At 60.9% G+C, this 25,764-nt stretch carries 26 protein-coding genes and 1 pseudogene; 11 read left to right on the forward strand and 16 right to left on the reverse strand.

Translation table 11 applies throughout. From position 1 onward, the window contains the following. Window positions 1-34 precede the first annotated feature (34 nt). The 8 genes and pseudogenes from ACGLHR_RS06140 to ACGLHR_RS06175 all read right to left on the reverse strand — a co-directional run. Window positions 35-580, reverse strand: a complete 546-nt coding sequence (locus ACGLHR_RS06140) for a PilX N-terminal domain-containing pilus assembly protein (RefSeq protein WP_400092671.1) — start codon at window positions 578-580, stop codon at window positions 35-37. A 3-nt stretch (window positions 581-583) separates the two neighbouring features. Continuing rightward, on the reverse strand, window positions 584-1,615 hold the full coding sequence (locus ACGLHR_RS06145) for a PilW family protein (protein WP_400092672.1): 1,032 nt from the start codon (window positions 1,613-1,615) through the stop codon (window positions 584-586). Next, complete coding sequence (pilV, locus tag ACGLHR_RS06150) at window positions 1,612-2,202, reverse strand: type IV pilus modification protein PilV (RefSeq protein WP_400092674.1); 591 nt, start codon at window positions 2,200-2,202, stop codon at window positions 1,612-1,614. The genes ACGLHR_RS06145 and pilV overlap by 4 nt, the downstream gene beginning before the upstream one ends. Then, the gene (locus ACGLHR_RS06155) at window positions 2,199-2,687 is read right to left on the reverse strand and encodes a GspH/FimT family pseudopilin (RefSeq protein ID WP_400092676.1); all 489 of its coding nucleotides are present in this window, start codon (window positions 2,685-2,687) and stop codon (window positions 2,199-2,201) included. The genes pilV and ACGLHR_RS06155 overlap by 4 nt, the downstream gene beginning before the upstream one ends. Window positions 2,688-2,690: 3 nt before the next feature. After that, entirely contained in the window at window positions 2,691-3,197 is a 507-nt protein-coding gene (locus tag ACGLHR_RS06160) for a type IV pilin protein (protein ID WP_400092677.1), read from the reverse strand. A 355-nt stretch (window positions 3,198-3,552) separates the two neighbouring features. After that, window positions 3,553-4,254 (reverse strand): response regulator, encoded by a 702-nt coding sequence (locus tag ACGLHR_RS06165; RefSeq protein ID WP_400092723.1) that lies wholly within the window; start codon window positions 4,252-4,254, stop codon window positions 3,553-3,555. A gap of 119 nt (window positions 4,255-4,373) precedes the next feature. Then, on the reverse strand, window positions 4,374-4,709 hold the full coding sequence (locus tag ACGLHR_RS06170; protein WP_400092679.1) for an ATP-binding protein: 336 nt from the start codon (window positions 4,707-4,709) through the stop codon (window positions 4,374-4,376). 245 nt (window positions 4,710-4,954) lie between these two features. Further along, window positions 4,955-5,188 (reverse strand): annotated as a pseudogene (locus ACGLHR_RS06175) (transposase); the annotation flags it as partial. A gap of 584 nt (window positions 5,189-5,772) precedes the next feature. On the opposite strand from ACGLHR_RS06175, the gene ACGLHR_RS06180 reads away from it, so the two are divergent. The 5 genes from ACGLHR_RS06180 (at window position 5,773) to ACGLHR_RS06200 (ending at window position 10,758) form a co-directional block, all read left to right on the forward strand. Next, on the forward strand, window positions 5,773-6,369 hold the full coding sequence (locus ACGLHR_RS06180; protein ID WP_400092724.1) for a TetR/AcrR family transcriptional regulator: 597 nt from the start codon (window positions 5,773-5,775) through the stop codon (window positions 6,367-6,369). Window positions 6,370-6,437: 68 nt separating this feature from the next. Next, on the forward strand, window positions 6,438-7,574 hold the full coding sequence (locus tag ACGLHR_RS06185) for an ABC transporter permease (RefSeq protein ID WP_400092680.1): 1,137 nt from the start codon (window positions 6,438-6,440) through the stop codon (window positions 7,572-7,574). A 3-nt stretch (window positions 7,575-7,577) separates the two neighbouring features. Next, window positions 7,578-8,327 carry an ABC transporter ATP-binding protein gene (locus tag ACGLHR_RS06190; RefSeq protein WP_400092681.1) on the forward strand — a complete coding sequence of 250 codons (750 nt, stop codon included), beginning with the start codon at window positions 7,578-7,580 and terminating at the stop codon, window positions 8,325-8,327. Between the two features lie 11 nt (window positions 8,328-8,338). Then, complete coding sequence (locus ACGLHR_RS06195) at window positions 8,339-9,361, forward strand: efflux RND transporter periplasmic adaptor subunit (protein WP_400092683.1); 1,023 nt, start codon at window positions 8,339-8,341, stop codon at window positions 9,359-9,361. Continuing rightward, on the forward strand, window positions 9,358-10,758 hold the full coding sequence (locus ACGLHR_RS06200; protein WP_400092685.1) for an efflux transporter outer membrane subunit: 1,401 nt from the start codon (window positions 9,358-9,360) through the stop codon (window positions 10,756-10,758). The genes ACGLHR_RS06195 and ACGLHR_RS06200 overlap by 4 nt, the downstream gene beginning before the upstream one ends. A gap of 203 nt (window positions 10,759-10,961) precedes the next feature. On the opposite strand, the gene ACGLHR_RS06205 is transcribed toward ACGLHR_RS06200, so the two are convergent. From ACGLHR_RS06205 to ACGLHR_RS06215, 3 genes are all read right to left on the reverse strand, one after another. Then, a complete protein-coding gene (locus ACGLHR_RS06205; protein WP_400092687.1) occupies window positions 10,962-11,372 on the reverse strand; it encodes a glycine zipper family protein in 411 nt (136 codons plus the stop codon). Window positions 11,373-11,385: 13 nt separating this feature from the next. Continuing rightward, on the reverse strand, window positions 11,386-11,856 hold the full coding sequence (locus ACGLHR_RS06210) for a hypothetical protein (RefSeq protein WP_400092688.1): 471 nt from the start codon (window positions 11,854-11,856) through the stop codon (window positions 11,386-11,388). A gap of 592 nt (window positions 11,857-12,448) precedes the next feature. Further along, window positions 12,449-12,898 (reverse strand): Rrf2 family transcriptional regulator, encoded by a 450-nt coding sequence (locus ACGLHR_RS06215; RefSeq protein ID WP_400092690.1) that lies wholly within the window; start codon window positions 12,896-12,898, stop codon window positions 12,449-12,451. A gap of 364 nt (window positions 12,899-13,262) precedes the next feature. On the opposite strand from ACGLHR_RS06215, the gene ACGLHR_RS06220 reads away from it, so the two are divergent. Further along, a complete protein-coding gene (locus tag ACGLHR_RS06220) occupies window positions 13,263-14,330 on the forward strand; it encodes an alkene reductase (protein ID WP_400092691.1) in 1,068 nt (355 codons plus the stop codon). A 668-nt stretch (window positions 14,331-14,998) separates the two neighbouring features. Here ACGLHR_RS06220 and ACGLHR_RS06225 read toward each other — a convergent pair. Both ACGLHR_RS06225 and ACGLHR_RS06230 read right to left on the reverse strand, forming a co-directional pair. After that, a complete protein-coding gene (locus tag ACGLHR_RS06225) occupies window positions 14,999-15,976 on the reverse strand; it encodes a zinc-binding alcohol dehydrogenase family protein (RefSeq protein ID WP_400092693.1) in 978 nt (325 codons plus the stop codon). A gap of 211 nt (window positions 15,977-16,187) precedes the next feature. After that, window positions 16,188-17,039, reverse strand: a complete 852-nt coding sequence (locus ACGLHR_RS06230) for an alpha/beta fold hydrolase (RefSeq protein WP_400092694.1) — start codon at window positions 17,037-17,039, stop codon at window positions 16,188-16,190. Between the two features lie 139 nt (window positions 17,040-17,178). Between ACGLHR_RS06230 and ACGLHR_RS06235 the strand changes: the two genes are divergently transcribed. The 3 genes from ACGLHR_RS06235 to ACGLHR_RS06245 all read left to right on the forward strand — a co-directional run bounded on the left by ACGLHR_RS06235 (window position 17,179) and on the right by ACGLHR_RS06245 (window position 19,493). After that, a complete protein-coding gene (locus ACGLHR_RS06235) occupies window positions 17,179-17,793 on the forward strand; it encodes a CGNR zinc finger domain-containing protein (RefSeq protein ID WP_400092696.1) in 615 nt (204 codons plus the stop codon). Between the two features lie 367 nt (window positions 17,794-18,160). Then, the gene (locus ACGLHR_RS06240) at window positions 18,161-18,580 is read left to right on the forward strand and encodes a VOC family protein (RefSeq protein ID WP_400092698.1); all 420 of its coding nucleotides are present in this window, start codon (window positions 18,161-18,163) and stop codon (window positions 18,578-18,580) included. A gap of 112 nt (window positions 18,581-18,692) precedes the next feature. Continuing rightward, a complete protein-coding gene (locus tag ACGLHR_RS06245) occupies window positions 18,693-19,493 on the forward strand; it encodes a DUF427 domain-containing protein (protein ID WP_400092699.1) in 801 nt (266 codons plus the stop codon). 110 nt (window positions 19,494-19,603) lie between these two features. On the opposite strand, the gene ACGLHR_RS06250 is transcribed toward ACGLHR_RS06245, so the two are convergent. After that, the gene (locus ACGLHR_RS06250) at window positions 19,604-21,304 is read right to left on the reverse strand and encodes an MOSC domain-containing protein (RefSeq protein WP_400092700.1); all 1,701 of its coding nucleotides are present in this window, start codon (window positions 21,302-21,304) and stop codon (window positions 19,604-19,606) included. Window positions 21,305-21,805: 501 nt separating this feature from the next. Continuing rightward, on the reverse strand, window positions 21,806-22,753 hold the full coding sequence (locus tag ACGLHR_RS06255) for a LysR substrate-binding domain-containing protein (protein ID WP_400092702.1): 948 nt from the start codon (window positions 22,751-22,753) through the stop codon (window positions 21,806-21,808). Between the two features lie 160 nt (window positions 22,754-22,913). Between ACGLHR_RS06255 and ACGLHR_RS06260 the strand changes: the two genes are divergently transcribed. Then, window positions 22,914-23,468, forward strand: a complete 555-nt coding sequence (locus ACGLHR_RS06260; protein ID WP_400092704.1) for a M23 family metallopeptidase — start codon at window positions 22,914-22,916, stop codon at window positions 23,466-23,468. Between the two features lie 224 nt (window positions 23,469-23,692). On the opposite strand, the gene ACGLHR_RS06265 is transcribed toward ACGLHR_RS06260, so the two are convergent. Next, window positions 23,693-24,232 carry a carboxymuconolactone decarboxylase family protein gene (locus ACGLHR_RS06265; RefSeq protein WP_400092705.1) on the reverse strand — a complete coding sequence of 180 codons (540 nt, stop codon included), beginning with the start codon at window positions 24,230-24,232 and terminating at the stop codon, window positions 23,693-23,695. Between the two features lie 120 nt (window positions 24,233-24,352). Here ACGLHR_RS06265 and ACGLHR_RS06270 point away from each other — a divergent pair, with 120 nt between their 5' ends. Next, the gene (locus ACGLHR_RS06270; protein ID WP_400092707.1) at window positions 24,353-25,372 is read left to right on the forward strand and encodes a cupin domain-containing protein; all 1,020 of its coding nucleotides are present in this window, start codon (window positions 24,353-24,355) and stop codon (window positions 25,370-25,372) included. The last annotated feature ends 392 nt before the right edge of the window (window positions 25,373-25,764 follow it).

The following is a 25,764-nucleotide window of genomic DNA, read 5'->3' on the forward strand; positions in this document are numbered from 1 at the left end:
TGAAGCAATGGAAAACCGGGCCGTGACAACAAGTTCACGGGCATGCCGTGCCGACCGGCACGCGTACTGAGATGCCCTGATGCAAGGTGGTGTTGGCGCCTGTAGCGGCGCTATCGCTGACGCTGGCCTTTACGTCCCATTGAGTGGAGTTGCACAGCGAATTTCCGCCACCACCTCCGGATGCTGTCAATATGCCGGTGTCCTGGTTACCGTTGCCAACGAAACAGGAGACATCGTCAGCATTGGACGTATTGAGGTCCGTATTCTTTACCGGCTTGCTGGTCTGGCACACCGGAGCCGCGACCTGCGCCGTATAGTCAGCGCTCCCGTCGCCGTTCACATCGACCGGCACGCTAGCCGCCGCTGCCGTTGGGTTGGCGGTGAAGTCCTTGCTGATGACCTGCTCAATGCCTTGTTGCGCGGCATTCTGTGCTTCCACCCCGTGCTGCTGGTTAGCGGCGACCTTCACATTGATGACACTGGAACTGACCAGCGATATCGTCAGCAGCATGAAGATCACCAAGAAAATCATCGTGACGATCAGGGTGGCGCCGGACTGCCGGCGCTGCGCGATTTGCATGGATTACTCCCGGCGGCCCGCTACATTGACCAGCCTTGCCACCCGGGCGTAGACGTGGCGCTTGAAGCCATCGTTGAACGGGCCACTGACAGTGGCACGTCCGAGATCATAGGTGCGGCTGTCTGTCCAGCCGAGCGAGGCCCGTCGCGTGCGGGCAAGGACGTTAATGCGTACAGACGTAACGTTCTGCCAATTGGTGAGGGCAGTCGTCCAGTCGTATGCGGGTACTGATGTGCAGATGGCGCTGTTGTTTACGCCGGGGTCGCTGACGTAGCAGTCGGCCGAACCGTTATTGTCGAGATCCACGCCGTAAGATAAGTGCATATCCTGAATGTCTTGCGCCACCGAATTGACCTGAAAGGCTCCGCTGGACAATTCAGCCATCTTCAGCGTCGGCAGGCCGTCGCCAGCGCCGGAGCACACATCGCAAGCAGCAAGATAGAAAATACGGACTACCGCCGGGCGTAACTCCGCGGCGACGGCTGGGTCACATGCCTTGGTACGCATGGTGAAGGCCGGGGCGCTGGCGTCAAACACGAACGGCGTGGCGTCGCTGGAACAGAACGATACCTGTATATAAGACTGCCCGGTGGTTGCCACCGCCGCGGGCGTCGTCGACACGCGCCTTATCACAACTATTTCCGACGTCGGAGCCAGATTCGGCAGGCATGGGGCCACCGTACCCGGAGCGTAGCCCTGAAGGCCGAGAGGGACCGTCGCAGGCGCGCTGACAAAACCGAGCGCGCCCGGCGTCGTAGCACACAGGGCTGGACTTGCCACGGTTGCGCCGCTCGCGACGCTGGCGGCGCCAAAGAAGCCGGCAAGCTCGATCTCGCGGCCTACCGTGTCTACCACATAGCGCCCGTTTTCCACCTGCTCGGCGCTATTGGAAAATTCTGAGCGCGACTGCGTGGTGGAAAAATACAGACTCCCCAGGGCCGTCAAGAGCAGCAGCCCAAGCGTCAACCCGACCATCAACTCGATCAGGGAAATGCCGCGCTGCCGATGGCGCTTCGCAATGCGCTGCCGTGTCACGAAAGAACTCCAATGCGTACCTGAATGCTTACCGCGCGACGGTAACTGTCATTACCGAACCGACCGACACCACATGGCAGCGCTGAGGCGGTGGTCTTGGCAAGACCCTGCCAGGCTACAGTAATGCGGTAGATCTGATTCGTGGCATTGATGGCTTCAATACAACCGAGCGCACCAATCATGGCACCTAGCGTCTTTCCGCCCTTGTTCTCCGCACTACCGAGCAATGCTGCCCCCCAAGCTGCCAGGTCGGCATTGGTGATGGATTGCTGCGCAGCGGTGCCGACCGTGCAAGCTGGAGCGGCAACGGTGGTGCTACCCGCCGTCGTTATGGTGGTGCCGCTGGCATAGCAGGCTGCAGCCTGGCGGTTGGCGTTGAGCCGGGCTGCCATGTCCTGCAGCAGTGTCAGCGCCTGCACACGTTGATAGGATTCCATTTCCGATTGACTGGAGCGGGCAATCAGGCCCGCGGTGCCGAGCAGCGCCACCAGCAGGATCACGACCGATACCAAGACCTCGATCAGCGTGGCGCCACGCTGCGCGGACTGGCGCAGGCGTTTGCGCGCATGGGGTGAACCCGAGCTCATGTACATGTTCCAGACACCAAAGCGACGCGGCCGGTTCCACTCAACTGCACGCAGATCGTCGAGGCGGCCTGAGGCGATACCGACGGCGCTACCTGGAACGTCAGGCTGCCGGTAGTGGGCCTGCCGTCGTTACCGACCGATAAGGAGTTGCCTGCGCTGGCGGTGATCGAAATGCCGTCATATGGACCGAAAGTGCGCACCTTTTCGGCGCCAGCGGTCACGGCCCAGCCGCCGGCCCAGGCGCCGGAGGCGGCCATGGTGACGCTGCTGTTGCGCTTGACTGCCTCGCTACGCGTCAATGTCAGCGCGGCGGAAAGATCGAGCGAAGCATTGCGTGCGCGTTGCGTCGCGATCAGGCTCGAGAATGATGGGGCCGCAGCAAACGCGATGATGGCAAGCACTGTCAGGGTTACCAGCAATTCTATGAGTGTGAATCCGTGATTAGCGAGCGCGCTGGCCATATTCGATGCATGAGTATTTTGCATAGGCTACTTCCAGCAATTCGATCCAGTGCCGGAGACGCTCTTGTCCCCGGCATTCGACAGCGTCACCGTTCCGCATGCGCTGTCGTTCGTGGCTTGCGTGCCCTGCGGCGCCGCCGTCAGGACATATCCAAGTGGGGGACCTGCGACCGCAGTGACGGTGATCTGGTAATTGGAGGAAATCGTGGCGGGAAGACTTGCATAGCCGAGTGCGGCAAGGCTTGTGGCGTAGGCCCGGTTGTCCACTAGGAAGCGTTCCTGCATGCTGGCGACTTCCAGCAAGAACGATTCCGCCGCTGCGCGATTGGAGCGCACGACGTATTGGATATATGAGGGATAGGCTACGGCAGCAAGAATGCCGATGATTGCCACGGTCACCATCAACTCGATCAGCGTAAAGCCGGCCTCGAGCCGAGCGTCTCGGCACAAGCCGCCGCACACCGTGGCTACCCTGAATTCCCGAAATAGCCAATGTTCTCGGCTATATCGCACCGCCGGGCTTCTTTGGCCCATGCTCGCGTTCCTTTTCTTTTATCTCCGGATGACCCAGTTCCAGAGGCACTACGCGGCGAGTGTAATCGTGATTCAAGTCACGGTCAAAGGGCCTTCGTTAGCGCGGCTCAGCGAGCGTTGCACAGGATCCACTGTAGGGCGCCGCTTGCTTGCCCTAGCGCGGCCGAAATCGCCTTGCATCATTGGCGACTTTCGAGGGACGAAAAATATCATGCGTCCAATAAAGCACAATTTATGGTCTGCGAGATCTTTTGGAACCCGCTGCTTGGGCGGCTTACAACCCCAAAGCCAATGGTCAGAATATCGGCAATGTCATTGCTTGCCTAAATCATTTCGTGTGCAGGGTCTTTCCTGCTCAACTCAGGCCAACGAGCCTATACCCCACACCCAGTTCGGTCATGAAGTGATGAGGATTAGCCGGGTCTACCTCCAGCTTTTGCCGCAGATTGCCCATGTAAATCCGCAAATAGTGAGCATGCTCCGAGCTATTCGGCCCCCATACCTCGAGCAGCAGGTGGCGGTGCGTCAGCACGCGGCCATGCCCCCTGATCAAGGCTACCAGCAGGCGATATTCGGTTGGCGTCAATCGCACCAGATTACCTTGGCGCCTCACTTCCCGGCCAGCCAGATCCACAGCCACTTCGCCAAAGTTCACCATCTCGGCGTGTTCACTGCCGGTGATCACGGTACTGCGCCGTAACTGCGCCCGGACTCGAGCCAGTAGCTCCGGCACGCCAAATGGCTTCATCAGGTAGTCGTCGGCACCTGCGTCCAATGCTGCCACCTTATCCTCTTCGTGGTCACGAGCCGACAGCACGATTACGGGGGCCAGCGTCCATGCGCGGAGTTCCGAGATGAGTTCGCGGCCATCGCGGTCAGGCAGCCCGAGATCGACAACGAACAGCTCGGGCTGTCGACTGGCGGCCTCGACCAGCGCACGTGCCACGGTCTGCGCTTCGAACACACTGTAGCCCTCGGCGGTCAGTGAAGTGCAGACAAAGCGCCGGATGTGCGCATCGTCTTCAACGACCAGAATGCGGGCAGCGGTTTTCATGATGCATGTGTGGTATGAAGTGGCGAACTGTCGAACGCGTTTAAGATTCTGTCTCGTCAATGGCCAGGGATGCGCTGAATGGCAGCGTGAAGACGAAGCGGGCTCCGCCCTCCCTGCGGTTCTCAGCGTGCATGCGGCCACCGTGGGCTTCGACGATCGCGGCAAATGGTAAGGCCAAGGCCGACGCCGGGCTGGGCAGATTCGCTCTCGCCTCGCTCGAACTTGGCAAACAGCGTTTCCTCGCGCCCGGCTGGCAAGCCGGGACCATTGTCGTCCACGGTCACATGGAGCATGCCATCACCGACGGTGGCGGACACCACTATTTCGCTACCCGGCGGAGTGTACTTGGCGGCGTTCTCCAAAATATTCACAAACACGCGTTCGATCAGCACCGGATCGAATTCGCACAGCGGCAAATCGGCCGGCAGGCGGGAGCTTACCTTGTGCCTGGCCAGCACCGATTCGAGTTGGCCGGGGCAGTTTCCATGGCTACTCGACAGCGGCCGTCAAATCCAATGCGATCGATTCACGTTCGTGAAACGCCTAGGGAATTGCTGATCAATAACAGTCGCGCTGGAGGTCGGCGGCTGTTTGGCGTCTGATTTTCACCATGCGGAAGACGGGAGGGGTCTGAGCCCGATTTCGAGCCGCATGCCCTCCATCTCGCGCCCTTTCGGACCCGATTTGCGTACTCAAGACGGGTTGCCCCCTGAAACGCCAGTAACGGCTTTTTGGCGATCACCAGATTTGCCAGACCAAACAGGCTGAACATCTGTGCCGTGTTCTTGGCCAAGCCCTTGTAGCGGGTCTTCTTGTGGCCAAACAAGTTCTTCACCACGTGAAAGGGAAGTTCCACCCGCGCCCGAATCTGGGCCTTCTTGCGTTCCACTGCCTTCGTCAGGTCCTTCCACCGACCTGCCGGCATCTTTTCAATCTTGCTGCTATGGGGCCCGGAAGTGCCTCGCGCGTTCTTCCAGCAGACCCGGGAGGCTTAGGCTGCGGCATCACCAAGGCCGGCACTTCGTGGTTAGCTCTCAATCACGGCGCAGGCTGCGTAGAGCCGACAAGGGAAAATTGAACGGCCAGAACCAGGTTGACAAGGCCGCAACCGCGCAGTTTGCTGTCCAGGGCAAGATCGACGATCGCCAGTTCGCAAGTATCCATTGCGAGCTGTAGACGTATTCGGATTGCCCAGACATCTTTAAGCCGCAGCGATAGCCCCGAGTTCGGGCAGTCCGATCAATGGCGGTCTCCATAGAGTCCGTCCCCCTGCCGTCGCCATGATCTGCGGCTCACAAGGCGATTCCGCGGTCATCGCTTCGATGAACGGGTCGCGCATTCCGGTCCATTCTGCGGCCGGCGCGAGCTCGTCCCATTCGCTCCCAACGTAAAGGAAGCGCGGGGTTGCCGGGATCGCGTCGGACGGCCCGTTAGCCGATCCGGTCAACCAAAAATTCGGTCACTTGTAATATTTTTTGCGTGCTCTAGTATGAAGGCATCCACCTGCCCATTGTGGTTATCGTGAAGCCCCCCCGTCAAGCCGAAGCCCCCAAAAGCCAAAGGACACGCCGCAAGATTGTCAGGGCGGCGGCAGCTGCCTATCGTGAGCGTGGCATCGATGGGGTCGGGGTGCGCGACATCATGATGCGCGCCGGCCTGACGCAAGGTGGGTTCTACTTCCACTTTGCCGACAAGGCCGCCCTGTTCCGGGAGGCCAGTGTGGAAGGATTCGAGGGGAGCGTCGAGTGGCTGCTAGACCATCCGGGCACCTCGCCTTCCGAGAGGCAACTAGCGGCCTTCATTGACGCCTACCTCAGCGCCCGCCATCGCGATCATCCGGAGTCGGGTTGCATGATGGCAGCCCTGGCGGGCGACGTCGCGCGCAGTGACCGGAAGTTGCGCAAGGAGTTCACCGCCGGCGCCCTCGCCATGCTCGACCGTATTGCGCCCCACCTTGCAGGCGAGAACCCGGTTGAGCGACGGCAGAAGGCGGGGCTGATGCTCGCGTCGATGGCCGGCGTGCTGATGGTTTCGCGCGTCCTTGCCGATCGCGCCATGAGCGACATGCTGCTCGCGAAGGCCCGCGAGTTCTACCGCGCGAATTTCTGCCAGGCCTGACCCAGGGAAAACCAATTTTCGCGGTGCCAGATTATTACATTGGTCATATAGCAGGAGGATGAAGCGTCATGAAATATGTCGCCATTCAGATGCTGTTCGGAGACCGCGCCAAGTTGTTCGGCCTGATCTTTTCGCTCGCCTTCGCCTCGTTCCTCCTGATGAACCAGACTTCGATCTTCGCCGGCATCATGTCGCGCACCGGCAGCCAGATCCTGGACGTCATCGACGCACCGGTCTGGGTGATGGACCCGAAGACACCATACGCCGACGAGATTGCGCCGATGACCGACAACCAGCTGTTCCGTGTACGCGGCGTCGACGCCGTGAGCTGGGCGGTGCCGCTTTACAAAGGTTCTGGGCGAGCCAAGGCCGTCGACGGCACTTTCCGGCAGTGCGTGCTGATGGGTGTGGACGACGCCACCCTGACCGGGGCCGTGCGCAAGATCGTGCTCGGCTCAATGGAAGCACTGCGCCAGCCAGACACCATTGTGCTGGACAAGGCAGGCTATGGCTTCTTCTTTCCTGGGCAGCCGCTGCAGCTCGGGCGCACGCTTGAGATGAATGACCACCGCGTCGTAATAGGCGCGATTTCGGACGCAGGGGCGCCCTTTACCACATTTCCGGTCATTTACGCGCGCTACAGCCTGGCCATTCAGCTGATCGGACACGAAAGCCGACAACTGTCCGTCGTGTTGGCCGCACCCAAGCCGGGCGTCACGCCCGATCAGCTAGCCGAGCGCATCAGCCAGGCAACGGGCCTGCGGGCGATGACACAAGATGGCTTCTTCTGGCAGACGATGCGCTACTACCTGAAGAACACCGGCATCCCGGTCAACTTCGGCATCACGATTGGCATCGCGTTAATCGTGGGCACGGTCGTCGCTGGCCAGACGTTCTACATCTTCACTATTGAAAACTTGCGCCAGTTCGGGGCGCTCAAGGCCATCGGCGTTTCCAATCGGCGCCTGGTCGGACTGATCGTATTGCAGGCGCTGATTGTGGCGGCCATAGGGTACGCACTGGGGCTTGGCCTGGTCGCGGGGTTTTTCGAAGTGACACTGCACCAGATCGCGACGCGCGGAATCATCCTCATGTGGCAGAGCGCAGTAGGCGTCGGCGTGATCATTTTTGCGGTCGTCATCCTGGCTAGCCTGCTCAGCATCCGCAAAGTGCTGCAGCTCGAGCCTGCCATCGTGTTCAGGTAAGCCATGAGCACAGAATACGCGGTGCGTTGTCGCAAGGTTGAGAAAGTGTTTGGCGCCGGGGATACCGCGGTGCGGGCCCTGCGCGGCGTGGACTGGGATGTGCCGCTTGGCGAGATCAGCATGCTGGTGGGACAGAGCGGCTGCGGCAAGACTACGCTGCTGTCGGTCATCACCGGACTGCTGGAGGCCAGCGGCGGTACCGTGGAGATTCTGGGTCAGGCGCTGCATGGCCTGCGCGGCGAACGTGCCAACCGCTTCCGGCTGCAGAACATTGGCTTCATTTTCCAGCAGTTTAACCTGCTGCCGGCGCTGACGGCCGCCGAAAATGCGGCTGTACCCCTGTTGGCCGCCAACATGCCGCGCCGTGCCGCCACCGAGCGCGGACGCGCGTTGCTGCAAAAGCTTGGGCTTGGCCTACGCGCGGACGCACGGCCGGTGGAGCTGTCGGGCGGCCAGCAGCAGCGGGTCGCCATCGCACGGGCCTTGATCAACCAGCCGCGCCTGATCGTGTGCGACGAACCGACCGCGAACCTGGACGCCGAATCCGGCCATGCCGTCATGGAGCTCTTCCGCGCTGTGGCCGTCTCGCCCGATCGGGCCGTGGTGATCGTCACTCACGACAACCGGATTTTCGAGTTTGCCCACTCGATCACCTACATGGAGGACGGTCACATCGTGCGCCGCGCCAATGGCAACGGCTTCGCCGACACCCGGCCGGCGCCGGTGCCCGACCCAGCGCATCAGACGTCCTGAGGGTACCTGCCATGTCCATACGTAAACCGAGCCTTAAGCTTCTCCTCTCCGGGATAGCGGTAGTGTCGTTCATCGGCGGCACGTTCCTGGTGGCAAAGAACACGCACACCGAGCAGCACGAGGCGCCGCCTGTCGCACCACCCGCGAGCGGCTTCGCCCGCTCCATCGGCGCCGTCGGTCTGGTCGAGCCGAAGTCGGAGGATATCGGAGTGGCGCCGGTCGTGCCCGGACTGGTGACCGCGGTGCGGGTCAAGGCACAACAGCAAGTGCGCGCCGGCGACGTACTTTGGGAGCAGGACAGCCGCGAACTCACGGCACAACTCCCGGTGCGTGAGGCCGACGTGTCAGCCGCCCGCGCCTCGATGGCGGTCGGCGAGGCTGCGCTGGCGGACGCCCAGGTGCAGCTGACGATGATCGAACAGGTCACCGACCGCCGCGCCATCCGCGACGAAGACCTGCAGCGGCGCCGCATTGCGGTCAACACCGCCAAGGCGCAGCTGGCGACATATCGGGCCTCGCTGGCACGTGCCGTGGCGGCACTACAGGAGACCCGGACCAACCTGTCCCGGCTCGTTGTGGTCGCACCGATCGACGGCCAGATCCTCAAGGTTGATGTCCGTCCCGGAGAATACGCCACGGTTCCGGCGAAGTCACCGCTAGTGGTGATGGGCGATACGTCGGCCATGCACGTACGCGTGGATGTGTCCGAAGAAGACGCGCCACGCCTTGTACCCGAGCGCAAGGCCTACGCCTCGCCGCGTGGCGACACCAGCCGCCGTATACCGCTGGAGTTCGTGCGGGTGGAGCCACGGCTGATCCCCAAACGCAACCTGTCTGGCGATACCGCGGAACGCGTCGACACGCGCGTGCTGCAGGTGATCTACCGCATGGCTGGAAGTGAACAGGTCTACGATGGCGAACTGATGGACGTGTTCATCGAGGCGCCGGCGCTGGCCGTTTCGTCGACCAATGCCAGGCTGTCCACATCAGTCGCCGCAAACCCCGCGGACAATCGACAAGCGAGCGCGCCATGACCGGCCTCAGGCCTATCGCCCTCCTGGTTGCGCTCGCGATGCTGGGCGGCTGCGTCAGCCTGCCGCGCAACGAGACCGTTGCCGCAGCGGCATCGAATTTGCCGTCCGCGTGGCGCGCATCGAACGGCGGCATCGACGAAACTGCTGAACTGGCGCAATGGTGGAATGGTTTTGCTGATGCTCAGTTGCGCGGGCTCATCGACAAGGCGCTGGCGCGCAACTACGACCTGAAAGCGGCGGTCGAGCGCACTCGCCAGGCGCGCGCGCAGAGCGCCGTGGCACGCAGCAGCCTGTTTCCGGAACTCAACCTCAATGCGAGCGCGACCCGGCAGCGGTCACACGTGCCGCCCCCGGTCGGCCTCGCCAGCGATGCTGGGATTGGCGTGAGCGGCAGCTGGGTCATCGACATTTTTGGCGGCAACCAACTTGCAGCACTGGCCGCGGCCGCGCAGGCACAGGCGACGGACGAGGCGCGCCGGGATTTCGAAGTGGCGCTGACTGCCAGCGTCGCCACTGCCTATATGCAACTGCGGGGACTCCAGCGCCAGCGCGCGATTGTGGAGGAGAACATTGCCGTGCGGGCCGATACGGTCCATCTGACGCAAGTGCGGTACCAGGCCGGATTGGCCACGGACCTGGACGTGGCTCGTGCGCAAACGCAGTTGCAGCGGGCCCAGGCTTCAGTAGCCGACGTTCAGCGGCGGATCGACAATGAATTGGGAACCTTGGCCGTGCTCACCGGCGACCCGCCCGAATCGATCGACCGGGCGCTGTTGTCGGCCGCGCCGATCCCGCCAGCACCGCCGTCGTTGCCTCGGCAGGCGCCGGCGGAGTTGCTCGAGAGGCGCCCCGATCTGCGCCAGGCCGCACGCCGCATCGACGTGGCCGTGGCCAACCTCGGTGTGGCGAAAACAGACTTGCTGCCGAAGTTCACGCTATCTTTCGGCGACGCGATTGATCGCCTGGCCTACCGCGGCATGCCGGCCGTGACTGACAATCTGTTTACCCTCGGGCTGGGCATATTCTGGCCTCTGTTCAATGCCGGCCGCATTCACGCCAACATCGACGCCCAAGATGCAGCGCTGCAGCAGGTGGGATACGCATTTGACCAGACCTTGCTCAATGCGCTGCAGGATGTCGAGGTAGCGTACACCGATGTGCGCGCGCAGCGGGAGCGCGGCGCGCGCCTAAGCCTGGCGGTTGATTCGGCGCAGCGCTCGTCGACTCTGGCGCAGGAGCTGTACAACGCCGGCGAGGCTGATTTCCTCTCGGTGCTCGACGCCCACACCCAGGTCCTGGACACACAAAGTGAGCTGGTGCAGGCCCAGACCGATGCCGCAGTAAGCGCGGTTTCGCTCTACCGGGCGCTCGGCGGTAGCTGGCAGGACACCCCCTGAAATGCAAAACGAGGCTCGGTGACTCTGGTGACAATAGAGAGAGCGAAGCAAGCGTAGGCGCGTTTGGTTCAGATTACGCGCGTGCCACGCGGCAACAGATCAGGAGGAACTGCCGTTTGCCGCCTGACCAACCCTGCAGTCGCCGTTGCGCCGATCTTGCAACGGTCCCTTGCGTCAATGGCTTTGAAGATTTGCCAGAACGCTCAGGGGGCTTGCGGTGCCGGCGGCGGGGAGTAGGGCTTGTAGTTGGCAGGTGGCGTCGCGGGCGGCGCCGCAAGCATCTGGCCGTAGACCGGGACCCGGTGTCCGCTGGCGTACATGCACTGAATGTAGGCAGCGTCGTATTGGTCCTGCCCACCGTATCCTGAGCCGCTTGCATGGCTGGCACCGACCGCCGAACTGCTCACCGCCGCCGTGCTGGAGGCTTGATGCGAGCTCACGCCGCCGACCTGGCCCAGCGCGAACTGGCGGCAGTTGTGGTCATCACCGAGAAACTGGTCGAGCGTCTTGTTACTGCCCGGGAGCACCATCACGCTGGGGCCCGACGGTATTGCCGTACAGGCGCCCACAACGAGCGCGGCCGCCATCAGGAGGGGAACGGAACGCGGCTTCATTGACGCCTCGGCATTACGGCGACGGCTGGGCCGGCACCGTTTGCCAGCCGCCCGGACAGTTCTTGATGTACGGGTAATAGCCACTGGGCTGGTCACAGCGGTACCACCACGCGTTCGCAGACGCACCGTCCGACCCATCGCCTTGCTCGATGTATTGCGCCGCGGGCGCGTAGTAACCGGGGTAGGCATTGGGGTATGGCCAGCGGTCGTATGGATATCCCCACCAGCCCGGCCAGCCGCCGCCTACCACGAAGGCCACGTGCCCGTGCCCGTGGCGAAAACCGTCATGGCGAAAACCGTCATGGTGGAAGCCATCGTGACCGTGAAAGCCGCCGCCGTGCATGCCGCCGCCGTGCATGCCACCGCCGCCACCGCCGCCACCACGACCGCCGCCGCGACCGCCGGCCAGCGTCGGACCGCCGGCGGCCATCGCCACCCCTGCCACTAATGCCAGGGCGATCTTGCAAAGCCCGCGCCCGTTCATGATGTGTCCCCTGCTTTGCTGCCCGACGGCCGGGTCACTCGGGACCCGCGCCGGACCGTCCCCTCTGTATCGTTTAGTTTGCTTAGATACCCCGTGCACGTATCTCCGCTTATATTGAATACCAAATTGACGCATCCGGCGCCGGCCATGGAGCCCCGGAATATGTGGCGTCGTCACTGCTATTACCGGCACGACACCCGGCCGCGCCTGGCCTGAGGGGGCGCCGCGCCGCGTTATCGTGTAAACGGCTGACGGGTCGGATTTATTCCATCAATCTGCCCCCCTCGACTTCCTATCATGCTTTCATGAAATATCATCGGATGAAGAAGTATCTCGAACGATCCTTCCGGAACGCTTGTTTCAAGCCGTGATGCCGCTCCAATCCGGTCGACAACTGAGCCTCAAAGGCAATCGAGCTTGGTTCGCCGTGGAGACCCAGCACATATTCAGCGGCTTACGACTATCCTCGCCCCGCTCAGCTTGATCTGGTGACGGCTGGCTCAATTGGACGACAACCCGCACCGTTGCTTCTTTAGCGACGATTCGTTCGATCATTTTTTGGACCGATGTCCCCGATACAACCGACCCGGATTCAGCCGCGTTTTTTCGACGAGCGCGATGCAAGGGTGTCTGCAAGTACCGCTTCGATCGTCGTGGCGGCAAGCGCCTTTCGAACGCCATCGTCGATCGACTCATAGACGTGGCTCAGCGTCGATCCGATGCCACGCCCGATGGGGCACGCCTGGCTGGGCTTCGAAGGGTGCAGCGCAAAGTGCGCACCCTCTTCAAGTGCATCAAAGACGTCGAGCAGACTGATAGCGTCCGCACTCCTGGTCAGACGCCATCCCGCGTTGACGCCGCGATAACTTTCGACAAGGCCGCCTTTTGCAAGCAACCCGAGGGTACGACGAATCACCACCGGATTGGTGTTGACGCTCGCAGCGATCCTGTCGGACGTGACTGGGTCAGGATTTTCCCGCGTGACGAGCGCCATCCACGCAAGGATGTGGGTCGCCACGGTCAAGCGGCTGTTGGCGCTCATGGAAAGCCTCTATTAGTCAGTTTAGTTGTAACCATATTCATTACAGTATGGGTTGTCAACCTGACGGGCTTGATGAATCCGGTGACCTCGCGCGTTCGCAGCCTCGCAAGACGGGCGATTTCAGGCTACACGCCCGGGTCCCATTGACGTGCCGAACCCGCCCGCTCATACCATCCTCGTCTCGTCGACGTCGAGCGTTCATGACGAGAGACTTGTGCTGATGGCCCGGATGGTTTATGTTGTAACCACAATGGTTACATCGTAGGTGCCGTGGCGATACACGTAAGCTTTACGACGCTCCATGGTCAGCGGAAACGGTGCAGCCGTTCCTTTCATCTTCAATACCGAAACAAGAAGCCTGCAGATGTCCACACTCTTCGATCCTATCCAGATCGGCGCGCTGAAGTTGCCGAACCGCATTGTCATGGCACCGCTCACGCGCATGCGCGCGTTCGCTGAGCGCAGTCCGGGCCCTCTCAACGCGCGGCACTACGTGCTGCGTGCGAGCGCAGGACTCGTCATTACCGAAGCCACTTCGGTCACGCCTCAGGGCGTTGGCTATCCCAACACGCCGGGCATCTGGACCGAGAAGCAGATTGCCGGCTGGAAAGAGGTGACTTCCGCGGTACACGACGCGGGCGGCCTGATCGTCTCCCAGTTGTGGCACGTCGGCCGAGTTTCCGATCCGGTCTACCATGACGGCCAGCTTCCGGTCGCCCCCAGCGCCATTGCGCCGGCAGGCCATGTCACGCGTGTGCGGCCTCAGCGCCCGTACACCGTACCGCGTGCGCTGGAGACCGAAGAGCTTCCAGGCATCGTCGAGGATTTCCGGGTCGGCGCCGCAAACGCAAAACGCGCTGGTTTTGATGGCGTCGAGCTTCACGCGGCAAATGGCTACTTGTTTGATCAGTTTCTGCACGACGGATCCAACCAGCGGACCGACCGTTATGGCGGTTCGATCGAGAATCGCGCGCGCTTCCTGCTGGAGGCAGTCGACGCGTTGCTCACGGTTTGGCCGGCGGGCCGCGTTGGCGTGCATCTGAACCTGATGTCGAGTTCATACTCGATGCGCGATTCGAATCCGCGCGCGCTGTTCACGTATGTCGCCGAGCAACTCAACGCGCGCAACATCGCTTTTATTTTTGCGCGCGAGGCGCTGGATCGCGGCGACGATCGCATCGGTCGTGACGTGCGGCGCATCTTCAAAGGGGCCTACATCCTCAACGAAGGGCTGACGAGGGAGAGCGCGGAGGTGGCCATCGAACGCGGCGAGGCGGACGCGGCGGCGTTTGGGCGTCCTTTTATCGCCAATCCTGACCTGGTGGAGCGCTTTCGACGCGGTGCGCCGCTCAATGCGGTCAATCCGGAAACGATCTACGCGGACGACGACACCGGCTACAACGACTATCCGTTGCTCGACGAAGCTGTCTGAGGCCGACGCGCGCTGCCGGCGCCGCAGCAACCGGATAGGGATCCGGCTGCTCGTGGGTTTCGGAGGATGCCCGATCCAGAGCCCGGATCAGGTCGAGTCTGAAGCGCAGTGCGGCGAGAGTAGCGCGACTTCCGCTGCCGTCGACTCCGGACGCGGCAGTCTCACGCCGACTGTTTGACAATCGCGTAGCGCAAGACTGCGATCAACCGGCGACACGAACGCCGGCGTTCCGGGCAACGGTTCAGAAACAGAATCTCACCATGGCCTACGCGGATATGCCGGAGTTCTCGGCGGCGATTGTCAGGCAGAGCGATAACTTCAAGAAGTTGGCGCCGGTTCTCAAGCTCAAGGAATAGTTCAAGGAATAGCCCAAGGATTGCCAATCAGTGGGGTGGCTGGTCGGCAAAGCGCCATTTTTCGTCAGATCAGCGATCGAGCAAGCAGAGCGGCGGGTGAGTCTCAAGGAACTGGCCTGCGCTGTCATGAGGATCGAAACCGCCCAAGGCGGCGGCGCCCACCCGGGTCCTGGTTTGCGTTGCAGAGCGTGGTCAAAATTTCGTCAAAAATTTGTCATTTGCCAGTTGGACGAATGCCAGCCCACGCCCTGCCTATGCAGCACGACCGCGCCTCCGCGCGATCGCCGACGGCGTCCAGCCAAATCGGAACGTTCACTCGTCATGCACAACTACCATCTTGCCCTTTGCTTCGTTGGCTTCCATGATACGGTGCGCCTCGGGAACCTCGTCGAAACGGAAAACCCGCCACGGCTTTGCCGAATACTTCCCCGCCGCGATGTCAGCGGCGATCGCTTGAAGTGGCACATCCGACAGTGGGAAACCCGGTGTCCCGAACACGAAGCTGCCGAAGAACGTGAAGTCCACGCCGCTCGGCATCTGCAGCAGGGGATTGAAATCGGCAATCGGCGCCAGTCCGCCAAGCCAGCCCGCCAGACATACTTTTCCGTCACGGCGAACCATGGACAGCGAATCCAGCAGCGTGCTGTTACCGACTAGATCCAGCACCGCATCCAGTTGCTTGCGCTCCGCGATATGCTGGGAAAGATCGGGGCGTTCGATCTCACAACGGCTTACCCCAAGCGCCTTCAGTTGCTCAAAGCTCGATGTGCTGACCGTGGTGCCAATTACCGTCAACCCCGCATTCACCGCCAGGTTCACTGCGGCAAGCCCGAATGCAGACGACGCGCCGCGAATCACAATAGTCTGCCCACGCTGAATTTTCAGGTTACGGAACAGACATGTCCACGCTGTTGCGTATGACTGCGGAATGGCAGCTAGCTCCGCCCACGAAAGATCCGACTCGATCACCGCCACGTTGCTCGCCTGTACGCGTGTGTACTCCGCGTAGCTCCCATTGATCGTACGACCAAGGCCGCCCATCATTGTCGCCACTTTTGTGCCCACGGCGAACTCGCCGCCAGGGCATGATTCAACGATACCGACACACTCAATGCCGCTCACCGGTGCGGCTTCAGCCCATTCGCCGCGACGCATGTGCAACTCAGCATGGTTAATGCCGAACGCCTTGATCTTGATTACTACGGTTCCTTCCTTTGGCTCGGGCTTCGGGATTTCCTTGTATACCAAGGCTTCGAGGCCACCAAAACCTTCTAGAACAATCGCTCTCACGTCACTACTCCTAAAACACTGCCGGCAGGTAAAGCCGACTTTCGATAAACTTTTTCATCACTTGCCCCATCAGGCGGCACCGCTTCTCCACAAGCAACGCGGTATAGACGAGTCCGTCAAGACCCCGAAGTTTTTGAGCACCGTTTCGCGTATGTGGCTACTCCTTTGATTGACACCGGCTTGTGAAACCGGCCCAGGGAGTCCGCGGTCATCAAATCAGGAAATCAGAAATCGCCGCGGCAATGTCTGCGGCATGCGTCTCCAGCGCGAAGTGGCCGGTATCGAAGAAGCGGACTTCCGCAGTGGGGATGTCGCGCTTGAATGCCTCAGCCCCTGCGGGCAGGAAGAACGGATCGTTCTTTCCCCAGACTGCAAGGAACGGAGGCTTGTGGTTGCGGAAATACTGCTGGAATGCGGGATACAGCGCGACGTTGCTCTGGTAGTCGCCCAACAGGTCAAGCTGGATCTCGTCTGCCCCGGGACGGCTCAGATAGTAGTCGTCCAGCGAGTATCCGTCTGGGGATACCGACGTCGTATTGCTTACGCCGTGCGTGTACTGCCATACGGTGGTCTCCTTCGTCAGCATGACGCGAAGTGCCTCCCGATTGGCTTGAGAAGCGTCCTGCCAATAGGCCCGAATCGGGTTCCATCCGTCGCTCAATCCTTCTTCATAGGCGTTTCCGTTCTGCGAAATGATCGCGGTGATCCGTTCGGGATGCTTGAGCGCAAGCCGAAATCCCGTCGGCGCACCGTAGTCGAAGACATACACCGCGAACAGGTCGAACCCGATCACCTCGGTAAAGCGGTCGATCACGTTCGCGATGTTGTCAAACGTGTACGCGAAGGTGTCGCGGCCTGGCATGTCGGAGAGACCAAATCCCGGCAGATCCGGCGCGACGATGTGGAAGCGATCCTCCAGCCGGGGGATCAGGTCCCGGAACATGTGGCTCGAACTCGGAAAGCCATGCAGAAGCAGCAACTTGGGCGCGCCCGCCCGGCCGGATTCCCGATAGAACACCTTGAATCCGTCGACGTCGGCATGGCGATAAGCGATGGTGGACATGGTTTCCCCTCCATTGAGTTGATGACCGGTGTTGTGTAACCCGTCAGATGAATGATTACAGGTTACAAATGCATTGGTAACTTGTCAAGACGATTTTTAGCGGTTACGCTTCAGGCATCGTGGACAGATGCCTTTCGACATGGACTACCGACAGATTCCGGCGATCTTCGTCGCCGATGCGCCAGGGCTCGATTTCCTGAACTCGGTCGCGACGCCCGTTGATGAGCAGGTCGACTGGATCAGCGACGGCGAGGGGTTGTTGGCCTGGCTGGAACAGGCTGGACTCGTGCCTACCGAGGTGCTCGGAGCGATGCGGTCACAGTACACCCCTGCGGAACTGGATGAAATAGCAGCGAAGGCTCGCGGCCTGCGGGAGTGGTTCAGGGGATTTGTGCAGAAGAAAAAAGGACGCCCTCTGCTCGTCAAGGATTTGAAGGAACTCGAACCCTTGAACCGTTTGCTCGAGCGTGATGAGCAACATGGAGAAATCGTTGCCAATGCGGATTCGGGGTTAGCCATTCGTGCCAAGCGGCGTTGGAAATCACCTGAGTCGTTGCTGATGCCGATAGCCGAGGCCCTGGCAAAGCTCGTGTGCGAGGAAGATTTTAAGTACGTGAAGGCCTGTGAGGGCAAGGATTGCACGCTGACGTTCGCAGACCGCACGCGCGGGCACGCCCGCAGGTGGTGCAGCATGGCAAGTTGCGGCAACCGCGCCAAGGTTGCGGCACACCGCAAGCGGCTCAAGGAGGGGTAGACGGAAATATGGACTACATTAAGGCTATCGCATTTGACCTGTATGGGACGCTGTGCGACGTCCACAACAGTCGCTGAGCGGTGCGAGGATCTGTTCCCAGGCAACGGACTACGGACTTGCGGAGCAGGCGTTTGGCGTCACGCGAGCCTCGATCGCCTTTGTGTCGTCAAATGCATGGGATACAACAGGCGCGCGTTACTTCGGTTTTCCGACATGCTGGATCAATCGCACCGGCGTTGCCTGAGGAAATGGGGCAGAAGCCCGATTGGGAGGTGAGCGGCCTCGACGGTTTGCTGAAGTTGTTTTGACGCAGCTTTTCCGCAGTCGGTCAGGCCGCAGTGGTTGGAGATTACCTGCAGGAGTCGTGATGCTGGCATTGGAAGTAGTTCTGCTACCTGTCACCGACGTCGATCGTGCGCTAGCTTTTTATACCGAGAAGGTCGGCTTTGCGTTGGACGTCGACTACCATCCCACCGCCGAGTTCCGGGTTGTCCAACTCACTCCGCCTGGCTCCGCATGTTCCGTGCAACTGGTCCCTGCTGACTTGCCTGGCGGCGAGCGCAACCTGTACCTTGTTACGACCGACCTCGCGGCCGAACGGGCGAAGCTGATTGACCGTGGCGTCGCCGTCAGCACGGTCCGACACAAAAACCCGGTCGAAACATGGGCCGGCGGATGGAGTGAGGGTCTGGATCCCCAGCGTCGTGATTACGCCAGCTTCGCCGACTTCGCCGACGCGGACGGTAACACCTGGACTCTGCAGGAACGCGGTCACCGCGCGTCATGATCCCTTCCACTGGAACGAAAGGAGCGGAATTATGGGTCTATCGTGGCAACAAGGTCCTCTGAGCGGTTCATCGGTGGGCCGCTTCCTCACTCCCGGGCCGCTCCCAGAGCGAATGCTGTTTGTCGAGCCCCTTCGGCGGCGGCTCCGAGTCAAGTTCGCTGGCGAGTGGATGGCTGACAGCGAGGATGTACTGCTCCTTCATGAGCCCGCCCGCTACCCTGTGGCGTATTTTCCGCTTGCCGATGTCCGTCCAGGCGTGCTGATCAGCGAGAGCCGGCACACACGGCACCGCGACTTGGGCGAAACCGAATGGTTCACAGTAAGCATCGGCGACCAGCGTGCTGCTCGCGGTGCGTGGCAACATACCGACTTGGCCGACTATGCCAGCGAGCTGCGCGGTCGGGTCGCATTCGCCTGGCGGGCGATGGATGCTTTCTACGAAGAAGACGACCGCATCGTCGGGCACGCTTCCGACGCCTACCACCGCATTGACATCCGCCAAAGCTCACGCCACCTGGTTGTCAAGGATGGAGCAAGAGTCATTGCAGACACCTCGCGGCCGGTCGTGCTTTACGAGTCTGGTTTCGCGCCGCGCTGGTACGTGCCGCGCCAGGATATCGACGAGAGCACGCTGATCCCGGTCGAGGGACAGACTTTCTGTCCCTATAAGGGTCTGGCAAGTTATTACGACATCGGCGAGAACAAAAAGGCGGCGTGGTCCTACCCACGTGCATGGCCTGAGGTTGCACGCGTCTCCGACCTCGTCTCCTTCGAGCCGGACAAGGTCGATGTCTTTCTCAATGATAAGAAACTCGCCCTCGAGCCGGGTCAGTCGGTCGTGCCGCACGGGATCGACCGTGGACTGGATCCCGACGAAATCCTGGAGCCGGGAAACGGTCCGGCCCGCCCCTAGCCTGCTGATCGCAGTGCTTCGCCGGAACCTTCATGGCTGCGCATTTGAGCCGCCCGACTGCCGTCGTCGCCAGTGGACGACCCCTGCCAAGGAGTCCACTGGCGACGCCGCTAGATGTCGATCACCACGTCGTCCTGCGGCCGGGCGCAGCAGATCAGGACATTACCCGCCGCAGGCAGATCGAGTGGATCAGGATGGTAGGTGACGGACCCGGAGATCAATCCGCTCTCGCAGTTGTGACAGACGCCGGTGCGGCACGACCATCGGACGGGCACGTCACACGCCTCGGCTAGTTCCAGAATGCTCTGACAGGCTGAAGGTTTCCAGTGCGCGGCGATGCCACTGCGCGCGAACGACACCAGCGGGCCTGTGTCAGCATCGTCCTTCGGCTGATGCGGACGTCGCGTTGATACGTCCAGAACACCGGGCGTCATCGACTCACCGCCGTTGAAAATCTCAGCATAAATCTGCCCGGGTTCCACACCTCGGTCCGCGAGCGCCTCTTTCATCTCTGCCATGAAGCGAGTCGGCCCGCAAAGATATACATCCGCCCCACGCGGGACGCCGATCTCGTCGAAGACCGATTGCGACAGGTGACCGGTAGCGTCGAAATCCTCACCCCTCTTGTCGCCCCCCCCTGGGCTGCTATAGCAAACATAGCTGCGGCCGTGCACTAGCGAGAGCATGAGCCGGTGTACTTCGGCGGCAAAAGGATGCTGCTGCCGATTGCGAGCCCCATGGAGCCACAAAACCTGCCGGGTCGACCGAGCAGCCGCCAGCGCGTGCAGCATCGCCAGAACGGGTGTCGCCCCGATTCCCGCGCTGAGCAGCACAACCGGCCGGTTTCCTGGTTGCAAAGTGAAGCTTCCACGAGGCGAGCTGACATCGAGAGCATCCCCGATCCGGACATGGTCCCGCAGGTAGGTTCCGGCCGCGCCATTCGGCTCAATCTTCACACTGATTCGATAGCACTCCATCGAGAGGGGGCCCGAGAGCGAATAGCTGCGATATAGTGGTGGGTCGCCGACGGTCCGTTGAAGACGCAAGACCACGTACTGCCCGGGCAGAGCCTCGCGCAGCGCCTGACCGTCTGGACTCCGCATCGTCAGCGAGAGGACGTCCGCGGACTCCTGATCGATCCCCGCCACCGCGAGCGGCCGAAATCCTGGTGCAGCCGGATGCGCAGCGGCTGTCGGCACGAGGCCGGCGTTACCACTCGCTGGGGTAGTCGATTGACTCTGCAATAACGCCTCAAACGACGAGCGCCATCCGGGCGAAAGCGACTCGATGCGCAATGCGCGCTGGAGTCGATCGCGCGGATGAATGGGCGAGTACAGGAGCGCGTTAATCTCTGAGACGGTCATCCGCTCCTTCGCTTCTCCCACCTTCACGATTTCGTCGCCGGCGCTTACCTCACCTTCCTCCAAGACGCGGAAGTAGAACCCTGGTCGTCCGCTGGAGGTCAGCAACGCCGGCATTCTGGGTTCGTTCATGCGGATGCCGACGCGATAACAGGTAACGCGAGGCTGACTGACCTCAAATACTGCGCTGCCGATCCGGTAACGGTCGCCGATGCATACCGCATCGTCGGCCAATCCTTGGACCGTGAAATTTTCTCCAAATTGTCCATGGACGAAGTCGGTCCGCTTCAATTGCTCCTGCCAGTAGCGATACGACTCGATCTGATAGATGAACACCGCACGCTGCTCGCCGCCGTGGCCATTGAGGTCACCTTGACCGTCTCCGTCCAAATTCAACCGGTTGACTCGACAGCGACCCAGCACCGGTTCTTTCCAGATCCCGGTGCGCACAGTTCGCCCCTTCCACTCGATATCGCGCGGAAGTCCAACGTTCACGGATAGTAGGCGAGGCATATTGTTCCGCTCTTTAGACGACCAGAAGGCCTATTCGGCGTCCGCCATAGGGTATGACTTGGCGCGACGTTTGCGACAAATTAGGTGGCTGCATCCACTCCCTAGCGTTGTTGCGTGCGTCCCGGTGTGGAGACATTTGCTTGGCGGGCGTGCGCGATATGCACGTCTTCCGAGTCCGAGCAATGCCTGCAGAGTAGAAGACGATCGCCAAAACTCAACAATCTCTCCCGCTAAGTTCTGACATGTACGCGATCCAATGCTTGTGGAGCGCAGAAGTTGGCACATTCCAAGAAATGAGTGACGGCGAAAAGACGAACATCGCAACTTCGAATGAGCGGAAGGGGCCGCAGGGCGTAACAGTCATTCCCTGGGAATGGGTCGCATGGCTCAATGCAGGGCACCGGGGACGGCACCCTCAAATCAAGCTCGCGGGGCGGATCAGACGATCGGCGATGCCTTGACGCCGTCTCCGCGGATACGGTCTCCGTCCTGGAGAAGGCGCGTTCTCAGGTGATGCACCGAAAAATCGACGAAGGCGCGGGTCCGTGCTGGAAGCGTTGGCTGTGCGGCAAACATCACGCTCACGGGGATCGCTGGGAGCTCATATTCCCGCAATACGAGCTTCAGCATTTGCTTCTCCACAGCATTCGCGACTTGATGGGAAAGTACGTGCGCCAGGCCAGCCCCGCCAATTGCAGCTTCGACCGCGGCATCTGCGGTATTGACCGATATCCGTGGGCGAACCGGCACGCGCTCGGCGCGCGTCCCGTTCGACCGGAATGTCCAGGCAGGTCCGGACGGTAGAGACTCCATATCGATGCAGTCATGCATTGCCAAGTCGCCGGGCATGACAGGGCATCCACGGGCGGCGAGATATGCCGGACTTCCACATACGACCCTGTACACACTTCCGACTCGCGTCGCGACCATGTTGCTGTCTGGCAGCCTTCCGACGCGCACCGCGACGTCGATATGATCGTCGACCAGACTCAGTATTCTGTCCGATAGCACAAGGCGAACATGAATATCCGGATAGCACGCGATGAACTCCCTTACGATGGGTAAGACATGAAGGCATCCCAAAAACAAAGGGGCTGTGACAACGATGGCACCGCGCGCAATGCCATGCCCTTCCGTCGCTGACTTCTCGGCTTCTGCGATGCGGGAAAGAACCTCTTTACACGAGGCATAGTAAACAGCCCCGACGTCCGTCAGCCTCAGCGTTCGAGTTGAGCGGGAAAGGAGTTGGGCGTTGAGATAGCGTTCAAGCTCGGATACCCGTCGGCTAATCGTGGTCAGAGGGATCCCTAGCCGACGGCTCGCTTCGGAAAAACTGCCTTCATCCACAACGGAAGTTAATACCTTCATTGCTTCCAGTCTGTCCATATTTAATCTCAAGCCCTTTGTTGAATTCGTTCGCGAGGTTGGTGCCCCATTTGATGGAAAGGTAATTTTCAGAACGAAGGCTTAATCGGATAATTGGGCTCCGGTAGGATGTCGATCCATGTGCACCCGGAGTGAATAGCTTTTGCTGGTGGGACAAGATATGAGACTCATTGCTGCGATGCTTCCGCAGGTTGCCTTCCTGTTGTTTGCCGCACTGCCGTTGTCGGTGGTCGCATCTGAAGGGATGTCACGTAGCGCATCGTCCTTCGATATTCGAGAGGACGTGCTCGACCTCAGGGCCTCTGATGTGGAGATTACTCCACCGATAAAAGGTGAAACCCGCATCAGTTCCGCCTTTGGTGTCCGTATTGATCCCGTTAGCGGCGGCATTCGGGTACACACCGGCGTGGACTTGGCCGCTCGTCACGGAACGCCTGTGGTCGCGGCTGACGCGGGAACAATCGCCTTTCTCGGTGTCGACAAGCGCGGATATGGTCGGTATGTCGTCGTGCAACATGCTGCCGGCTATTCGAGTTGGTATGCCCACTTGTCTACCCTTGCAAAGGGACTGCACATTGGGACCCGTTTGTCGCCAGGGCAGTTGATAGGGGCTGTTGGCCAGTCTGGAAGAACTACGGCGCCGCACTTGCATTTCGAAGTGAGATTCAACAATCTGCCGATTGACCCCCTCCGTGTGATTCCGCGTAAATGTTGATGGATCCCATGCGCTATCCCATAGCGCGCAAAAACGGCATGGGCCGCACTTGATCCTGCCGCAAGCAACCCAGCCGCCACGCCCATGGCAACCCTGATCGCCCTTGATCGCGCAAGAACATCAACGACTCGGGATGGCTGTTCCACAGGTCGGCACATTGCAGGCGTCATGATCATTTGCGGCTTGCCGGAGAAGATCGCGGCTCGTCCTCCCCGGCTGCTACGTCAGTTGGCGGGGGGGAAATCCAGGTCCGTGTCGTTGACGCGATTGAACGTGTTTGTGAACACGGTCAGGCCGATCGTCAATGCGATGTCCGCTAGTTGCGCATCGGTGTACCCCGCGCTGCGAATCGCGGTGAATTCCTCATTGCTGATGGTCCCGCTCGTTTCCTGGATCGTTCGAACGAATTGAATCAGCGCGTCACGCTTCGCGTCGCCGGTCGACTGGCCGGCACGAATCCGGCGGACCGTTTCGGGTGACAGCCCGACCATCTTGCCAAGCATGACATGTGCGGCAACGCAGTAATCGCAACCGGTCAGCTCGCTGACTAGCAGCTTGATCGTCTCCAGGTCTTGCTTGCTAAGGCTGCCGGCTGCGAGAGCCCCTTCTGCGTTCAGTACTGCCTTAAGCGTGGCGGGCGCAATGTGACCGAGCGCTGCGAAAAGGTTTGGGACGCTACCGCCGGTCGCCCGCTTGACCTGTGCGTAAACTTCAGCGGTGGCACCAACGGCAGAATCGATTGCTGGTACGGTGATACGGCTCATGATTGACTCCTGAAGAGATCAGTTAGGTGAGGCTCTAGTGTAGGTACGCAAAATGAGCTTGCCGAGGCTTCACGAGCTCAATAGAATGCTCGAAAGTATCACTGTCACCGTCGTGGAATCATGTCCCCTTCTAAAGACTGGCTGAGCAGACTGCTCGAAATCATGACTGTCACAGGTCAGCTCGACGTCCGATGTGCGTACGGCTCGCCATGGCGCATCGTCTACGAGGACTCTCAACCGGGCGAAATTCCATACCATGTCGTGCTCAACGGCTCGGCGATACTCGAAGGGCCGTCCAGCACCGCGCCAGTCGTGCTTCAGGCGGGCGATATCGTGCTATTGCCACACGGCTCGGCACACGCGCTCCACGACGGCAGTGGCCGCCAGGCCGGACCCGCGCGCGTTCGAAGCGACGTCAACGTGACGGTCAGTGAGAATGACGGCCAGGGGGAACGGCTCGACATGCTCTGCGGCCGCTTCTTTGTCGCGCCGCCGCATGACCGGCTGGCGCGCGAGTTCCTACCGACGGCACTTGTGGTCAGAGCCTCGGCTGAGCCGGCAGGCGGCACGCGGGCGCGACTCACCAGCCTGATGGAACTGATGCGGGGCGAATCCCAGGGATTTCGCCTGGGCGGGCATGCGATGCTTAACGCGCTGTCGACGATGTTGTTTGCGCTGAGCATGCGTCTGGCGAGCGAATCGGACCAGCCCCCTACCGGTCTTCTCGGCTTGGCAGCGCACCCGCGGTTAGCGCCGGCCATTTCCGCGATCTTCAATGAGCCCGCGTTTCCGTGGACGGTGCCTGAGCTTGCACAGCGCTGCAGTATGTCACGCGCGACGTTCATGCGGCAGTTCCAGCACAGCTTCGGGCGCACCGCCCATGACTTGCTACTCGCCGTTCGCATGAGTCTGGCGGCAAACGCGCTAAAGAATCCCATGATGAAGACGGAGGCGGTTGCAGAAGCCGTCGGATATCAATCGGTCGCCGCATTCCGGCGAGCATTTACAGAGTTGCTGGGCATGACGCCCGCCCAGTGGCGTCGATCTGTCGGGGCGCCGTCGCATTCGGATGAGCGGGCAGATGATGATGGTCTTCCTTTGGACGCGTCGACTGCAGCCGGCTACGAGCCAACGGCGTAGGTGAACGGGCCAGACCCACGATTGCGCGGTCGCTACGGTTCGCGTTGAAACAGATGCGGAGCTGCTGGAAATAGAACCGCATGGCATGCGCGCGCTCGTGATCGCGGAGGCAGACCTTAGCGAAATCATCATGCGGGCGTTCATTCTTCGGCGGGTATCGGATAAACGGAAAGACTGCGCTCGCCGATTGCCTGCAGGTTTAAAGAATTATTCGATGGGGAGCATAGTCGCCGCTTCGCTATCACTGCTGCAAACATATATAAGTATCCAATCAGTCTACGCAGATCGCGGCACATTTCGCCGGATGTGAGCTTCGGCTCCTTGTGCAATTCTTGCGTCAGAAGGAAATCATCTTTCCATTTGCGCGGCATTTTTCGCGCGTTTACGGCAAA

Origin of the sequence: Cupriavidus sp. CuC1, from assembly GCF_044627735.1 — a bacterium.
GTDB lineage: Bacteria > Pseudomonadota > Gammaproteobacteria > Burkholderiales > Burkholderiaceae > Cupriavidus > Cupriavidus ulmosensis.

Coding starts and splice junctions, on each gene's coding strand:
- ACGLHR_RS06190 (WP_400092681.1), top strand. CDS start 7,578: ATGAGCACAGAATACGCGGTGCGTTGTCGCAAGGTTGAGAAAGTGTTT.
- ACGLHR_RS06255 (WP_400092702.1), bottom strand. CDS start 22,753: ATGGACAGACTGGAAGCAATGAAGGTATTAACTTCCGTTGTGGATGAA.
- ACGLHR_RS06160 (WP_400092677.1), bottom strand. CDS start 3,197: ATGGGCCAAAGAAGCCCGGCGGTGCGATATAGCCGAGAACATTGGCTA.
- ACGLHR_RS06195 (WP_400092683.1), top strand. CDS start 8,339: ATGTCCATACGTAAACCGAGCCTTAAGCTTCTCCTCTCCGGGATAGCG.
- ACGLHR_RS06230 (WP_400092694.1), bottom strand. CDS start 17,039: ATGTCCACCATCGCTTATCGCCATGCCGACGTCGACGGATTCAAGGTG.
- ACGLHR_RS06155 (WP_400092676.1), bottom strand. CDS start 2,687: ATGCAAAATACTCATGCATCGAATATGGCCAGCGCGCTCGCTAATCAC.
- ACGLHR_RS06260 (WP_400092704.1), top strand. CDS start 22,914: ATGAGACTCATTGCTGCGATGCTTCCGCAGGTTGCCTTCCTGTTGTTT.
- ACGLHR_RS06245 (WP_400092699.1), top strand. CDS start 18,693: ATGCTGTTTGTCGAGCCCCTTCGGCGGCGGCTCCGAGTCAAGTTCGCT.
- ACGLHR_RS06240 (WP_400092698.1), top strand. CDS start 18,161: ATGCTGGCATTGGAAGTAGTTCTGCTACCTGTCACCGACGTCGATCGT.
- ACGLHR_RS06140 (WP_400092671.1), bottom strand. CDS start 580: ATGCAAATCGCGCAGCGCCGGCAGTCCGGCGCCACCCTGATCGTCACG.
- ACGLHR_RS06205 (WP_400092687.1), bottom strand. CDS start 11,372: ATGAAGCCGCGTTCCGTTCCCCTCCTGATGGCGGCCGCGCTCGTTGTG.
- ACGLHR_RS06265 (WP_400092705.1), bottom strand. CDS start 24,232: ATGAGCCGTATCACCGTACCAGCAATCGATTCTGCCGTTGGTGCCACC.
- ACGLHR_RS06185 (WP_400092680.1), top strand. CDS start 6,438: ATGAAATATGTCGCCATTCAGATGCTGTTCGGAGACCGCGCCAAGTTG.
- ACGLHR_RS06200 (WP_400092685.1), top strand. CDS start 9,358: ATGACCGGCCTCAGGCCTATCGCCCTCCTGGTTGCGCTCGCGATGCTG.
- pilV (WP_400092674.1), bottom strand. CDS start 2,202: ATGAGCTCGGGTTCACCCCATGCGCGCAAACGCCTGCGCCAGTCCGCG.
- ACGLHR_RS06235 (WP_400092696.1), top strand. CDS start 17,179: ATGGACTACCGACAGATTCCGGCGATCTTCGTCGCCGATGCGCCAGGG.
- ACGLHR_RS06215 (WP_400092690.1), bottom strand. CDS start 12,898: ATGAGCGCCAACAGCCGCTTGACCGTGGCGACCCACATCCTTGCGTGG.
- ACGLHR_RS06210 (WP_400092688.1), bottom strand. CDS start 11,856: ATGAACGGGCGCGGGCTTTGCAAGATCGCCCTGGCATTAGTGGCAGGG.
- ACGLHR_RS06220 (WP_400092691.1), top strand. CDS start 13,263: ATGTCCACACTCTTCGATCCTATCCAGATCGGCGCGCTGAAGTTGCCG.
- ACGLHR_RS06270 (WP_400092707.1), top strand. CDS start 24,353: ATGTCCCCTTCTAAAGACTGGCTGAGCAGACTGCTCGAAATCATGACT.